Genomic DNA, 16541 nt, shown 5'->3' with positions numbered 1-16541 from the left:
CGGACCGCTCAGGACCCGACGTCTCCGGACCCCCTCGGGGCTCCTCCTAGGAAGTGGCATCGAATGGCGAGCAACGAAGAGAAGCTGCGGGACTACCTCAAGCTGGTCACGGCCGACCTTCGTCAGACACGCAAACGTCTGCAGGACCTCGAGGAACAGCAGCAGGAACCCGTCGCGATCGTCGCGATGGGCTGCCGCTTCCCAGACGGGGCCGACACCCCCGAGGCACTGTGGCGGCTCCTGGCCTCGGGAACCGACGCCGTCACCCCGTTCCCGGCCGACCGCGGCTGGGACCTGGACGCGCTGTACGACCCCGACCCCGACCGGCCCGGAACCTCGTACGTCCGCGAAGGCGGCTTCCTGCACGAGGCGCCGCTGTTCGACGCCGAGTTCTTCGAGATCTCGCCCCGCGAGGCCCAGGCCATGGACCCGCAGCAACGGCTGCTGCTGGAGACCTCCTGGGAGACCGTGGAGCGCGCGGGCATCCTGCCCGCCTCCCTGCGCGGCTCGTCCACCGGCGTGTTCGTCGGCGCCATCGCCCAGGACTACCTGCCGCGCTCCCACGACTCCCAGGCCGACCTCGGCGGCCATCTCCTCACCGGCAGCACCATCAGCGTCGCCTCCGGCCGCATCGCCTACTCCTTCGGTCTGGAGGGCCCCGCCGTCACGGTCGACACGGCGTGCTCCTCCTCGCTGGTGGCTCTCCATCTCGCCGTACGGTCCCTGCGTTCCGGCGAGTGCGATCTGGCGCTCGGCGGCGGCGTGACCGTCATGTCCGGTCCCGAGATGTTCGTCGACTTCGGACGGCAGCGCGCGCTCGCCGCCGACGGCCGGTGCAAGGCGTTCTCCGCCGCCGCCAACGGCTTCGGCCCCGCCGAGGGCGCCGGCATGCTGCTCCTGGAACGCCTCTCCGACGCCCGCCGCAACGGCCACCCCGTCCTCGCCGTGATCCGCGGCAGCGCGGTCAACCAGGACGGCGCGTCCAACGGCCTGACCGCCCCCAACGGCCCCGCCCAGGAACGGGTCATCCGCTCGGCCCTGGCCGACGCCGGCCTGTCCGTCGAGGACATCGACGCCATCGAGGCCCACGGCACCGGCACCCCGCTCGGTGACCCCATCGAGGCGGAGGCGCTACTGGCCACCTACGGCGCCGCACGACCCGAGGACCGCCCCCTGTGGCTCGGCTCCGTGAAGTCCAACATCGGTCACACCCAGGCGGCCGCCGGCGTCGCCGGCGTCATCAAACTCGTCCTGGCCATGCGCCACGGCCTGCTGCCCCGCACCCTGCACGCCGACGAGCCGTCCCAGCACATCGACTGGACCTCCGCCGACCTCCGCCTGCTCACCCATGAGCAGCCCTGGCCCCGTCCCGGCGACCGGCCGCGCCGGGCGGCCGTCTCCTCCTTCGGCATCAGCGGCACCAATGCCCACCTGGTCGTCGAGGAGGCGCCCGCGCCGGAGCCGCTCGACCCGCAGAACGAGACGGACCAAACACCCGCCATCACCGCTCCCACGGTCGGCCCCGACCGGCCGACCGGCGCACACCCCCTGCCCTGGGTGCTGTCCGCCCGCAGCCGCCCCGCACTGCACGCACAGGCCGCACGCCTGCTCGCGCACCTCGACGACGAGCCCCACCCGCACCCGGCCGGCATCGGCCGCGCCCTCGTCACGACCCGCTCCACCTTCGAACACCGGGCCGTGATCACCGGCCGCACCCTCGCCGACCTGCGCAGCGGCCTCACCGCCCTCGCCGCCGACGAGTCCCACCCCCACACCGTCACGGGAAGCGCCCGGCCCGGCGGACGACTGGCCGTCCTGTTCACCGGCCAGGGCTCGCAACGCCTGGACATGGGGCGGGAGTTGTACGAGACGTATCCGGTCTTCACCGAGACCTTCGACGCCGTGGACGCGGAACTCCCCTTCGGCCTACGGGAGGTGGTGTTCGGCGAGGACGCCGACCGGCTGAACCGGACGGAGTACGCGCAACCGGCCCTGTTCGCGCTGGAAGTCGCCTTGTTCCGGCTGCTGGAGTCGTGGGGTGTGCGTCCGGACGTCGTGGTCGGCCATTCGGTCGGCGAGATCGCGGCGGCGTACGTGGCGGGTGTGTGGTCGTTGTCGGACGCGTGTCGTCTGGTGGTGGCGCGGGGCCGGTTGATGCAGGCCCTGCCGTCGGGTGGTGCGATGGTGGCGCTCCAGGCCACCGAGGAGGAGGTCCTGCCTCTGCTCGGTGCGCGGGTGGGCATCGCGGCGGTCAACGGACCTCAGGTGGTGGTGATTTCAGGTACGGCGGATGCGGTCGAGGAGATCGCGGACGGCTTCCGCGCCCAGGGCCGCAAGGTCACATCCCTCCGGGTCAGCCACGCCTTCCACTCCCCGCTGATGGACCCGATGCTCGACGACTTCCGGGCCGTGGCCGAGACCCTCACCTACAGCGCCCCGCGCATCGCCGTGGTCTCCAATGTCACCGGCCGCCCGGCCGACCCCGACGAACTCACCTCCCCCGACTACTGGGTGCGGCACGTCCGCCGACCGGTCCGCTTCGCCGACGGCATACGAGCCCTGACGGAACGCAAGGTCGGCCGGCTGCTGGAACTGGGCCCCGACGGCCAGTTGACCGCCCTGGCCCAAGGCTGCCTGGACAGCGTTTCCCCCGTCTTCGCGACCGCCCTGCGCAAGGATCGACCGGAGCCGGAGAGCTTCCTCGCAGCCCTCGCCCAGCTCCACGTCAGCGGTCTTCCGGTCCGCTGGGAGACGGCGTTCCCCCACAACGAGCGGACAGGCCCGGAACACGAGCAGGTCCCCTTGCCGACCTACGCGTTCCAGCGGCGCCGCTTCTGGTCCCGGGACGCGGGCTCGACGCACGGAGATCTGGGTGCGGTGGGGTTGGGTGCGGCGGGGCATCCGTTGTTGGGTGCCGCGGTGGAGTTGGCCGGTGATGACGGGCTGTTGTTGACGGGTCGGTTGTCGTTGGTTGCGCAGGAGTGGTTGCGTGATCATGTGGTGGCGGGTGTGGTGGTGTTTCCGGGGACGGGTTTCCTGGAGTTGGCGTTGCGGGCCGGTGAGCAGGCGGGCTGTGACGGGGTGGAGGATCTGACGATCGCGGCGCTGTTGGTGGTGCCTGAGCGGGGTGGGGTCCGGGTCCAGGTGCGGGTGGGTGCGGCGGACGATGCCGGCCGGCGCACACTGGAGATCCACTCCCGTGGCGACGACGCCCTCGACTCCGATCCGTGGACCCTCCATGTGACCGGCGCGCTGTCCGAGGCCTCGGACGCGCCGCCCGCCGACCGTTTCGATTTCGGTGTGTGGCCGCCGCGGGGTGCGGTGGCGGAGTCGGTCGAGGGTGTGTACGAGCGTTTCGCCGGGCTGGGGTTGTCGTACGGTCCGGTGTTCCGGGGGCTGCGTGGGGTGTGGCGGCGTGGTGATGAGGTCTTCGCCGAAGTCGCGCTGCCGGAGGAGCAGGAGACGGTTGCGGAGCGGTTCGGGGTGCATCCGGCGTTGGTGGATGCGGCGCTGCATGCGGTGATGTTCACGTCGGTGTTCGGGGACGGGCGGGCGCGGTTGCCTTTCTCGTGGTCCGGGGTGTCGTTGTGGGCGTCGGGTGCGCGTGCGTTGCGTGTGCGGATGGTGGTGCTGGGGTCGGACTCGGTGGCGTTGGAGCTGGCGGATCCGGCGGGCGGGTTGGTGGCCTCGGTGGAGTCGCTGGCGTTGCGGGAGGCGTCCGGCGGCCTGGTGGCGGCGGACAACGGCCACGTCGACCACCTCTTCCAGACCGACTGGGTGAAGATCCCCGCGAGCCCGGGCCCCGTCCCGGCGGCTGCCCCTACCGCTCTGCCCGGACCCGACGAGACCGTGCCCGCCGATGTGCTCGTTCGGGTCGAGCGCCCGGCCGACGACACCGCCGACTCCGCCCACGCGACGACCAGGCAGGTGCTCGGCCTCCTCACCGAGTGGCTTGCGGAGGAGCGGTTCGAGGGTGGCCGTCTGGTGGTTGTCACCGAGGGGGCGGTGGCGTGGGACGGCGGGGCGGCGGATCCGGTGCTGTCGGCGGTGTGGGGTCTGGTGCGGTCGGCTCGGGCGGAGAATCCGGGGCGGTTCGTGCTGGTCGACGTGGACGGTACGGACGAGTCGTGGGCCGTGGTGGGTGGTGCGCTGGCCTCTGGTGAGTCCGAGTTCGCGGTACGCGCGGGGGGCGTCTTCGTTCCGCGTCTGGTGCGTGCGGTGTCGGGTGCGGGGCTGGTGGTGCCGGAGGGGCAGCCGGAATGGCGGCTGGACGTCGTGGAGAAGGGGACGTTGGAGGGCCTGGCGCTGTGTGGTGTTCCTTCGGTCGAGCTGGCGGAACGGCAGGTTCGTATCGCCGTGCGGGCGGCGGGGGTGAATTTCCGTGATGTGTTGAACGCGCTCGGCATGTATCCGGGGGATGCGAGGGATTTCGGTCTGGAGGGTGCGGGGGTGGTGACCGAGGTCGGCCCGGGTGTGTCGGGGCTGGCCGTGGGTGACCGTGTGATGGGTCTGTTCTCGGGTTCGTTCGGGCCGGTGGCGGTGGCGGATGCGCGCAAGGTGGCCCGGATTCCGCAGGGTTGGACGTTCGCGGAGGCGGCGTCGGTGCCGGTGGTGTTCTTGACGGCGTACTACGCGCTGATGGACTTGGGTGGTGTGAAGTCGGGGGAGTCGGTGCTGGTGCATGCGGCTGCTGGTGGTGTGGGCATGGCAGCCGTGCAGCTGGCGCGGCACCTGGGTGCGGAGGTGTTCGGCACGGCGAGTGCCGGCAAGTGGGACACCCTGCGGACTCTGGGCCTGGACGAGGCGCACATCGCCTCGTCCCGGGACACGGCCTTCGAGGCGGCGTTCCTCGCGGCGACGGGTGGCCGGGGCATGGATGTCGTGCTGGACTCGCTGGCGGGTGAGTTCGTGGATGCGTCGCTGCGGCTGCTGCCGCGTGGTGGTCGGTTCCTGGAGATGGGCAAGACCGATGTCCGGGACCCGGAGGTCGTGGCTGCCCGGCACGCTGGGGTGTTGTACCGGGCGTTCGATCTGATGGATGTGGAGGCGGAGCGGATCGGCCGGATGCTGGCCGAGCTGGTGGTGTTGTTCGAGGCGGGGGTGCTCGAGCCGCTGCCTGTCACCTGCTGGGACGTGCGCAGGGCTTCGGAGGCGTTCCGGTACCTGTCGCAGGCACGCCATGTCGGCAAGGTGGTTCTGACCGTTCCGGCCCCCCTGGACCGGGACGGCACGGTGTTGGTGACGGGTGGGACGGGTGGTCTGGGTGCGCTGGTGGCGCGCCGCCTGGTGACCGGGCACGGCGTGCGGCATCTGCTGCTGGCCGGCCGGCGTGGCCTCGAAGCGCCGGGCGCGGACGAACTCGTCGCGGAACTCGCGGACTTGGGAGCCGAGGTCGAGGTCGCCGCACTGGACGTGGCCGACCGTGACCAGCTCGCCGCGGCCCTCGCGGGCGTGTCCGGCGCGCATCCGCTGACCGCCGTGGTGCACACGGCGGGCATCGTCGACGACGGGGTGGTGTCGTCCCTTACCGGGGAGCGGCTCGCGAGGGTGCTGCGGCCGAAGGTCGACGCGGTGACGCACCTGGACGAGCTGACCCGTGACACCGACCTGTCCGCGTTCGTCGTCTTCTCCTCGGTGGCCGGTACGTTCGGCAGCGCGGGCCAGGCCAACTACGCCGCCGCCAACGCCTTCCTGGACGCATTCGCCACCACCCGCCGCTCCGTCGGCCTGCCCGCTGTGTCCCTGGCGTGGGGCCCGTGGGCACCCGGCGCGGGCATGACCGCCGAGCTGACCGAGGCGGACCTGCGCCGCATGGCCCGCGAGGGCATGCAGCCCCTTGCCCCGGAGCAGGGCCTCGGGCTGTTCGATGCCGCTCTGGAGATCGGTCCGGCACTCGAACGAGCGGCGGTGCTGCCGCTCAACCTCGACCTCGCAGCGCTCCGCAGGCGTGGCCGGCTCCCCGATCTGCTGCGCTCCCTCGTGCGCGCGCCCGGGCGCCGGGCCGCGGAGGCACAGGCGGCGGTCGGAGGGGCGGCCGACCTCGGCCGACGCGTCAGAGGGCTTCCCGAGGCCGAGCGCGAAAAATTCCTGCTGGACCTCGTGTGCGGACAGGCGGCCTCCGTCCTGGGCCACGCGTCCGCCGCCGACCTGGAGGCTGACCAGGCGTTCAAGGCCCTCGGTTTCGACTCCCTGACCTCGGTGGAGCTCCGCAACCGTGTGAGCGCCGCCACCGGCATGAGGCTCCCCGCCACCCTGGTCTTCGACTATCCGACGCCGGCCGCCCTGGCTCGTTACCTCCTGTCCGAGTTGTCGGACGGAGACGGGACCGCCGACACGGCGTCCGCACTGCCCGTGCCGACGAGTGTGACCGACGATCCTGTGGTGATCGTCGGTATGGCGTGCCGGTTCCCGGGCGGGGTGGGCTCGCCGGAGGATCTGTGGCGGCTGGTGAGCGAGGGCGGCGACGCGATCGGAGGGTTCCCCACGGATCGCGGGTGGGACCTCGACGGCCTCTACGACCCCGAGCCCAGCACGGTCGGTCATACCTACGTCCGCGAGGGCGGTTTCCTCTACGACGCCGCCCTGTTCGACTCCACGCTCTTCGGTATCTCGCCGCGTGAGGCGTTGGCGATGGATCCGCAGCAGCGGTTGTTGCTGGAGACGTCGTGGGAGGTGCTGGAGCGGGCGGGGATCGACCCTGCGACGCTGCGCGGCAGCCGTACCGGTGTCTTCGCCGGCGCGATCACCCAGGACTACGGCTCCTGCATGCGCGCCGGGGAGCACGACTCCGACGGCTATCTGTTGACCGGTTCGACAGGCAGTGTTGCTTCGGGTCGTATCGCGTACACGTTCGGTTTCGAGGGTCCTGCGGTGACGGTCGATACGGCGTGTTCGTCGTCGCTGGTGGCGCTGCATCTCGCGGTCCAGGCGCTGCGTTCGGGTGAGTGTGATCTGGCGCTGGCCGGTGGTGTGACGGTGATGGCGGGGCCGGAGATGTTCGTGGAGTTCTCGCGGCAGCGGGGGCTGGCGGTGGACGGCCGGTGCAAGGCGTTCTCGGACGGCGCGGACGGTACGGCGTGGTCGGAGGGTGTGGGTCTGCTGCTGGTGGAGCGGTTGTCGGACGCGCGGCGCAACGGGCACCGGGTGCTGGCGGTGGTGGCGGGTTCGGCCGTCAACCAGGACGGTGCGTCCAATGGCCTGACCGCGCCGAATGGTCCCTCGCAGCAGCGGGTGATCCGGCAGGCGCTGGCCGGGGCCGGTCTGCGGCCCGCTGATGTGGACGCGGTGGAGGCACATGGCACCGGCACACCGCTCGGCGACCCGATCGAGGCCCAGGCACTCCTGGCCACCTACGGCCAGGATCGTGAACAGCCGCTGCTGCTGGGCTCGTTGAAGTCGAACGTCGGTCACGCGCAGGCTGCGGCCGGGGTGGGCGGCGTCATCAAGATGGTGATGGCGATGCGGCACGGTGTGCTGCCGCGCACCCTGCACGTGGACGAGCCGTCCTCGCACGTCGACTGGACAGCGGGTTCGGTGGAACTGCTGACGGAGGAGTGTGCGTGGCCCGAGACGGGTCGCTCGCGGCGAGCGGGTGTCTCGTCCTTCGGCATCAGCGGCACCAATGCCCACGTGATCCTCGAACAGGCTCCTTACGCGGAGGCCGTCGCAACGGACGAGGCGCGGGCGGTCCCGGGTGTCCTGCCGTGGGTGGTGTCCGCGGCCGGGGGTGGGCTGCCGGCCCAGGCCGAGAAGCTGGCGGCGTTCGTCGAGGCACAACCCGACCTCTCCCTCGCCGATGCCGCTCTCGCGCTGGCCACCACACGGACCGTCCTGGAGCACCGCGCGGTCGTTCTGGCCGCCGACCGGGACGACTTGCTGAGGGGTTTGCGTGCGCTGGCGGAGGGCGCTGATGCCCCAGGATTGATCCGGGGTGCGCAGACGCGGGCGGGGAAGACGGCTCTGCTCTTCGCGGGTCAGGGTTCCCAGCGTCTTTGCATGGGCCGGGAGTTGTACGAGACGTATCCCGTCTTCGCCGAAGCCTTCGACGCCGTGGACGCGGAACTCCCCTTCGATCTGCGGGAGGTGGTGTTCGGTGAGGACGCCGACCTGCTGAACCGGACGGAGTTCACCCAGCCCGCGCTGTTCGCGCTGGAAGTGGCGCTGTTCCGGCTGCTGGAGTCGTGGGGTGTGCGTCCGGACGTCCTCGCCGGCCACTCGATCGGTGAGATCGCTGCCGCGCATGTGGCGGGTGTCTGGTCGTTGTCGGACGCCTGTCGTCTGGTGGCGGCGCGGGGGCGGCTGATGCAGGCCCTGCCGTCGGGTGGTGCGATGGTGGCGCTCCAGGCCACCGAGGAGGAGGTCCTGCCGCTGCTCGGTGATGAGGTGGGGATCGCGGCGGTCAACGGCCCCCGGGCCGTGGTGATCTCGGGTTCGGCGGAGGCCGTCGAGGAGATCGCGGGCCACTTCCGCGCCCAGGGCCGCAAGGTCACGCCGCTGCGGGTCAGCCGCGCCTTCCACTCGCCGCTGATGGAGCCGATGCTGGCCGACTTCCGCAAGGTCGCGGAGAGTCTGTCGTACGAGCGGCCGAAGCTGCCTCTGGTCTCGACGGTGACCGGCGAGGCGGCCACCGCCGATGAGCTGATGTCGGCGGACTACTGGGTCAGTCATGTGCGCCGGCCGGTGCGTTTCGCCGACGCGGTGCGCGCCCTCGCCGGGCAGGGTGTCGGCCGCTGTGTCGAGCTCGGCCCGGACGGCACCCTCACCGCCCTCGCCCAGGCGTCCCTCGACGACACCGGGGCCACGGTGCTCGTGCCGGTGCTGCGCAAGGACCGGCCCGAGGCCACCTCGCTCCTCGCCGCCCTCGCCACCCTGTTCACCGCGGGCGCCGACGTGGACTGGAGCGCCGCCCTGCCCGGTGCCGGCGCCGTGGAGTTGCCGACGTACGCCTTCCAGCGGCAGCGGTTCTGGCCGCAGGCGTCGCACAGTCGTCCCGGCGACCTGGCCGCGGCCGGGCTCGACGCGGCCGGGCACCCGCTGCTCGGCGCCGCCGTCGAACTCGCGGACGGGGGAGCGGTGTTGACCGGGCGCCTCGCGCTGAGCTCCCAGCCGTGGCTGCGGGACCACGACGTCCTGGGCGCGGTGGTCTTCCCGGGGACGGGCTGGGCCGAGTTGGCGTTGCGCGCCGGCGACCAGGTGGGCTGCACCCGGGTCGAGGAGTTGACGATCGTGGTGCCGCTGCTGGTGCCGGAGCAGGGCATGGTCCGCCTGCGGGTCACCGTCGGCGAGGCCGACGACTGGCGACGCCGCACGGTCGAGGTGCACTCACGCCCCGAGGACGCCTCGGACGACACACCGTGGGTGCTGCACGCCGGAGGTCTGCTGGCTCCGGACACGGCGGCGGAGGCACCCTCCGACGCGGGGTACGACTTTGCGGTATGGCCCCCGCAGGGTGCCGAGCCCCGCCCCGTGGCCGACGTGTACGACCGGTTCGCCGCTGCCGGGCTCACGTACGGGCCGGTGTTCCAGGGGCTGCGCACCGTGTGGCGACGGGACGACGAGGTGTTCGCCGAGGTCGTCCTGCCGGAGGAGCACGAGGGGCTCGCGGGCCGCTTCGGAGTGCATCCCGCGCTGCTCGACTCGGCCCTGCACGCCGTCCTCTTCGGTCCCCTCGGTGACGCGGGCGCCGGACGACTGCCGTTCTCCTGGCACGGGCTGTCCCTGCACGCGTCCGGGGCCCGCGCCCTGCGGGTGCGGGTGGTTCCGGCGGGCCCCGACGCGGTGTCCCTGCACGTGGCCGACCCGTCGGGTGGCGCGGTCGCCACCGTCGAGTCGCTGGTACTGCGCGAGGCGCCCGCCGCAGGGGTGGGCGGTGCCTCTCCTGCGGGCGCGGCCGCCTCCGCCGGGACGTATCGGATCGACTGGACGCCCTTGCTGTCCCCGTCCCCGTCCCTGGCTTCGGCTTCGGCTCCGGCCCCCGCCGAGACGGCACCGCCCGCCGACGGCCGTACGGTCCTGCTGACGGACCACGCGGCCCCGGACGACCACCCCACGGCCGTACACCCGGCCGTCCCCGCCCGCACATGGTCGGAGCTGACCCGGGCCGTGCACGACGGCGACCCCGTCCCCCGGACCGTGCTGCTGCCCTGGAGCAGCCCCGCCGACGCCTCGCTGTGCGGCTCCTCCGCCGCGGCCCACGCCGTCACCGCCGCCGCGCTCACCTTCGTACAGGACTGGCTGGCGGCCGACGAGCTCGCGGAGGCCCGGCTCGTCGTGGTCACTCGCGGTGCGATGGCAGTGCGGCCGAACGAGGAGTCGGATCCGGCGCTGGCCGCTCTGTGGGGTCTGATGCGCTCGGCCCGCACGGAGAACCCCGGCCGTTTCGCACTGGCCGACCTGGACGGCGCGCCGGAATCCTGGAACACACTGGTCGCGCTTCTCACCGGACCGGGTCTTCCCGCCGCCGAGGCCGAACTGGTCGTCCGAGGGGACGAGGTACTCGTTCCGCGGCTGGCCTCCGCAACCTTGCCCGCCCCCTCCGCCGCCACCGGCACGGGCAGCGAGAGCGGCACGGTGCGCCTCGCGGACGGCACCGTCCTCGTCACCGGCGGCACCGGCGGGCTGGGCGCCCTGGTCGCGCGTCACCTGGTCACCGAGCACGGTGTACGCCACCTGCTGCTGGCGGGCCGGCGCGGACCCGGAGCGCCGGGCGCGGCCGAACTCACCGCCGCCCTCACCGACCTGGGCGCCCACGTCACCGTCGCGGCCTGCGACGTGGCCGACCGGCAGGCCCTCGAGAGCCTGCTGGCGTCCGTCCCGGACGACCGCCCGCTGAGCGGAGTGATCCACACCGCCGGTGTCGTCGACGACGGCGTACTGGCGTCGCTGACCGAGGAGCGACTGCTCACGGTGCTGCGTCCCAAGGCGGACGCGGCCGCACACCTCGACGCGCTCACCCGCGACCTGGACCTGGCCGCGTTCGTGCTGTTCTCCTCGGTGTCGGCCACCTTCGGCGGCGCCGGGCAGGCCAACTACGCGGCGGCCAATGCGTACTTGGACGCCATCGCCCGGTGCCGCCGCAACCTCGGCCTGCCCGCGGTCTCGCTCGCCTGGGGCCCCTGGGCACCCGGCGCGGGCATGACCGCCGGGCTGACCGAAGCGGACCTGAAGCGCATGGCGCGCGGCGGCGTACGACCGCTCGCCGTCGAGCAGGGCCTCGCGGTGCTCGACGCCGTACTCCGGGAGTGCGAGCCCGCCTTCCTCCTCCCCGTCAACCTCGACCTCCGGGCGCTGCGCGAACTCCCCGACCCGCCCGCGCTGTTGCGGGGGCTGGTGCGCGGCCCGGCCCGGCGCTCCGCGCACACCGGCGGTCACGCCACCGGCGTCGACGAGCTGCGCGGCCGGCTGCTGTCCCTGCCCTCCGCCGAACGCGAACCGTTCCTGCTGGAACTGGTCTCCGGCCTGGTGGCCCAGGTGCTCGGCCACGCCTCCGCCGCCGACGTGGAACCGGGCCAGGCGTTCAAGACACTCGGCTTCGACTCACTGACCTCGGTCGAGCTGCGCAACCGCGTCAACGCGACGACCGGGCTGCGCCTGCCCGCCACACTGGTCTTCGACCACCCGTCGCCCCTCGCACTCGCCCGGCACCTGCTGACCGCGCTCGCCGGCGACACCGCCGAGGCCCACGGTGCGGCGCTGCCCGCCTGGAAGGGCACGGACGACGACCCCGTGGTCATTGTGGGCATGGCCTGCCGGTTCCCCGGCGGCGTCGAGTCGCCCGAGGACCTCTGGCGACTGGTCAGCGAGGGCGGGGACGCGATCGGTGACTTCCCGACCGACCGCGGCTGGGACCTGGAGGAGCTGTACGACCCCGAGCCCGGCCGGCTCGGCAGGACCTACGTCCGCCGGGGTGGTTTCCTCTACGACGCGGCGTCCTTCGACGCCGGACTCTTCGGGATCTCGCCGCGCGAGGCGCTGGCGATGGACCCGCAGCAGAGGCTGCTGCTGGAGGTGTCCTGGGAGGTCCTGGAGCGGGCCGGCATCGACCCGACCGCGCTGCGCGGCAGCCGCACCGGGGTGTTCGCCGGCGTCATGGGCCAGGACTACAACTCCTGCCTGCGCGAGGGGGAGCACGACTCCGACGGCTACCTGCTCACCGGCAACACCAGCAGCGTCCACTCCGGCCGTATCGCCTACACCCTCGGCCTGGAGGGCCCGGCGATGACGGTCGACACCGCCTGTTCCTCCTCCCTGGTCACCCTGCATCTGGCCGCACAGTCGCTGCGGGCCGGCGAATGCGATCTCGCCCTCACCGGCGGTGTCATGGTGATGTCCACGCCGGACACCTTCGTCGACTTCAGCCAGCAGCGTGGGCTGGCCTCCGACGGCCGCTGCAAGTCCTTCGGGGCCGGAGCCGACGGTACGGCCTGGTCCGAGGGCATCGGCATGCTGGCGCTGGAGCGCCTGTCGGACGCGCGGCGCAACGGTCACCGCGTGCTGGCGGTGGTGGCCGGTTCGGCCGTCAACCAGGACGGCGCCTCCAACGGCCTGACCGCACCCAACGGTCCCTCGCAGGAGCGCGTGATCCGCCAGGCGCTGGCGGGAGCCGGTCTGCGGCCGTCCGATGTGGACGCGGTGGAGGCACACGGCACGGGCACACCGCTGGGTGACCCGATCGAGGCGCAGGCACTGCTGGCCACCTACGGCCAGGACCGCGAACAGACCCTGTGGATGGGCTCGTTGAAGTCGAACATCGGTCACGCGCAGGCTGCGGCCGGCGTGGGCGGTGTGATCAAGATGGTGATGGCGATGCGGCACGGAGTGCTGCCGCGCACCCTGCACGCCGAGGAGCCGTCGCCCTTCGTCGACTGGTCGGCCGGCGACATCACCCTGCTCACGGAGAACAGGCAGTGGCCGGAGCCGCAGAACCGTCCCCGGCGCGCAGGCGTGTCGTCCTTCGGCATCAGCGGCACCAACGCCCACGTCATCATCGAGCAGTCACCCGACACCGCCGCCACGTCCCCCGACACGGACACCCCCGAACCGGCCGCGGTCCCGGATGAGTTGCCCCCCACTCCGATCGCGCTGTCCGCCGCTTCCGAGGGCGCCCTGCGCGGCCAGGCCGAACGGTTGTGGGCTCACCTCGACGCCGACCCCGGACTGCGCCTGAGCGACCTGGGCCTCTCGTCGTCCCTCCGGCCCTGGCTGGAGCACCGTGCCGTCGTCCTGGGCGCCGACCGCGCCGAAGTGCTGCGTGGACTGCGCGCACTGGCGATCGGCGAGCAGGACACCGCCGTCCTCACCGGCACGCCAGGCCGCTCGGGTCGACGGATCGCCTTCCTGTTCGCGGGGCAGGGTTCGCAACGCCTGGGGATGGGCCATGAGTTGTACGAGACGTATCCCGTCTTCGCCGAGGCTTTCGACGCCGTGGATGCGGAACTCCCCTTCGATCTGCGGGAGGTGGTGTTCGGTGAGGATGCCGAGCGTCTGAACCGCACGGAGTTCACCCAGCCCGCGCTGTTCGCCCTCGAAGTGGCGCTGTTCCGGCTGCTGGAGTCGTGGGGTGTGCGTCCGGACGTCCTCGCCGGCCACTCGATCGGTGAGATCGCTGCCGCGCATGTGGCGGGTGTCTGGTCGTTGTCGGACGCGTGTCGTCTGGTGGTGGCGCGGGGCCGGTTGATGCAGGCCCTGCCGTCGGGTGGTGCGATGGTGGCGCTCCAGGCCACCGAGGACGAGGTGCTGCCTCTGCTCGGTGATGAGGTGGGTATCGGGGCGGTCAACGGCCCGCAGGCGGTGGTGATTTCGGGTTCGGCGGTTGCGGTCGAGGAGATCGCGGACGGTTTCCGCGCCCAGGGCCGCAAGGTCACATCCCTGCGGGTCAGCCACGCCTTCCATTCGCCGCTGATGGATCCGATGCTGGACGGCTTTCGGGCGGTGGCCGCGAGTCTGTCGTACGGGCAGCCGCGGATACCGGTCGTCTCGACCGTCACCGGGGAGGCCGCGTCGGCCGAGGAGCTGTCCTCGCCGGAGTACTGGGTGGAGCATGTGCGTCGGCCGGTGCGGTTCGCGGGTGCGGTGCGGTGTCTGGACGGGCTGGGTGTGTCGCGGTTCGTGGAGCTGGGTGCGGACGGCACGCTGACCGCGCTGGCTCAGGGTGGTCTCGACGGTGACGCGGAGGGGCGTCTGCTGACCCCGACCCTGCGCAAGGACCGCTCCGAAGCCCGGTCGATCCTCTCCGCGGTCGTGGGCCTGCGGTTGCACGGCGGCCAGGTGGACTGGCGCGCCGTCTTCGCTCCGGCCGGGGCGACCGTGGTGGACCTGCCGACCTACGCCTTCGAGCGTGAGCGATTCTGGCCCGAGGGCGCGCGTCTGGGCGGCCAGTCGGCGGCGGGCTCCGCCGACCGCGCGGACGCCGGGTTCTGGACCGCGGTCGAGCGGGGCGACGCCGGCACGCTGGCCGACTCGCTCGGCGTGGCACAGGACGCGCTGGACGGGCTGCTGCCCGCGCTGTCGTCGTGGTGGCGCGGACAGCAGGAGCAGTCCAGGGTCGACGACTGGCTCTACGGCATCACCTGGAAGCCGCTCGGCGCGGTGTCCGGCGCCGCGCTGCCGGGCCGCTGGCTCGCCGTGCTGCCCGCCGGGTCGCGGGAAGACGCCTGGAGCGGCGCGGTCCTGGAAGGCCTCGCGGCCTACGGGGCCGAGGCGGTGCCGGTGGTGCACGAGCCCGGCGCCGACCGGGCCGCGCTCGCCGCGCTGCTGGTCACGGCGGCGGGGGAGGAGCCGGTCGCCGGTGTCCTGTCCTTCCTCGCGCTGCCCGAGCCGCACGACGAGCACACAGGTGATGGGGCGGACGCCGGGCGCGCGGACGCCGGTGACGGTGTTCCGGCCGGCCCCGCCGCCACCGCCGTACTCCTGCAGGCGTTGGGCGATGCCCGCCTCGCGGCCCCGCTGTGGGCGCTGACCAGGGGAGCGGTCTCGGTGAACCGGTCCGACCGGGCGCCCGACCCGGAGCAGGGCGCGGTATGGGGACTGGGCCGGGTCGCGGCGCTGGAGCACCCCGAGGGCTGGGGCGGTCTGGTCGACCTGCCCCCGGCCGTGGACCGGCGAACGGCGGGCCGTCTCGTCGGCGTCCTCACGGGCCGTTCGGGAGAGGACCAGGTGGCGATCCGGGCGACCGGTGTCTTCGGGCGGCGGCTCGCCCGGACGGCCCCCGGCGACCTCGGCGCGGGATGGCGTCCCTCGGGCACCGTGCTGATCACGGGCGGGACGGGCGCTCTGGGCGCCCGGGTGGCCCGCTGGGCCGCCGCGCAGGGCGCCGAGCACCTCGTCCTGATCAGCCGACGCGGCCTCGACGCGCCCGGTGCGCCGGCTCTGCGCGACGAACTCGTCGCCTCGGGGGTGCGCGTGACCGTGGCCGCCTGTGACGCGGCGGACCAGGACGCTCTCGCGGCGCTGCTGGCCGAACATCCCGTGGACGCGGTGGTGCACACGGCGGGCATCCTCGACGACGGCCTCGTGGAGGCGCTCACCCCGGAGCGCTTCGCGGCCGTCCTGCGCGCCAAGGCCGTCGCCGCGCGCAACCTCGACGTGCTGACGAGGGACCGGGAGCTGTCGGCGTTCGTCCTGTTCTCCTCCTTCGCGGGTTCCGTCGGCTCGCCGGGCCAGGGCAACTACGCCGCCGCCAACGCCTACCTGGACACCCTCGCCGAGCAGCGCAGGGCGGCCGGGCTTCCGGCCACGTCCGTGGCCTGGGGGCCGTGGGCACAGGACGGCATGGCGGCCGACGGCGGTGTCGAGGAGTATCTGCGCCGCCGTGGCCTGACCGGACTCGACGCCGAGCCGGCCCTGGTGGCGATGGAGCGACTGGTGGGCGCCGACGATCCGGCCGCCGTCGTGGCACGGGTCGACTGGACGCGGTTCGCCCCGGCGTTCACCGCCGGGCGGGCTACCGCCCTGCTGAGGGAGATCCCGCAGGCCGAGGCCGCGCTGCGGGACGCCGCGTCCGGGGCGGACGCCGACGCACTGCGGCAGCGGCTGGCCGGACTGGGCGCCGACGAACGTTCCGCGGCGCTGGTCCAGTTGGTACGGGAGCAGGCGGCCGTGGTCCTGGGCCACGCCAGGGCCGACGCGGTGGATCCGGTCCGTGCGTTCCGCGAGGCCGGGTTCGACTCGCTGACCGCGGTGGAACTGCGCAACCGGCTCGGCGCGGCCACCGGGCTCCGGCTGCCGGCGACCCTGGTGTTCGACTATCCGGCACCGGTGGACATCGCGCGCCATCTGGGCGCCGAACTCGTCGGCTCCGACGACGGCCAGGCCGCGAAGTCCGGGGTCGTCGCCGAGATCGACCGGCTGGCGGGGGTCCTCGCGACCGAGGCCGGGGCCGGCGGCGAGGCCCACCCGGAGATCACGGCGAAGCTGCGCGGACTGCTGGCGATGTGGACCGGCGCCGACGCCGCCGACGAGACGGACGACGCGATCGCGGAACTGGACGGGGCTACGGACGACGAGATGTTCGACCTGATCGACAAGGAATTCGGGATCTGACC

The 16541-nt window shown here is 72.9% G+C and carries 1 protein-coding gene; it reads left to right on the top strand.

The features are described from left to right. Nucleotides 1-63: 63 nt before the first annotated feature. Nucleotides 64-16539: a type I polyketide synthase gene (locus OG289_RS06370; protein ID WP_327313014.1), complete on the top strand. Its 16476-nt coding sequence runs from the start codon at nt 64-66 to the stop codon at nt 16537-16539. Nucleotides 16540-16541 lie beyond the last annotated feature (2 nt).

The organism is Streptomyces sp. NBC_01235 (assembly GCF_035989285.1).
Lineage (GTDB): Bacteria > Actinomycetota > Actinomycetes > Streptomycetales > Streptomycetaceae > Streptomyces.
The sequence above is the reverse complement of the archived record's forward strand: the minus strand, read 5'-3'. Positions and strand labels throughout refer to the sequence as shown.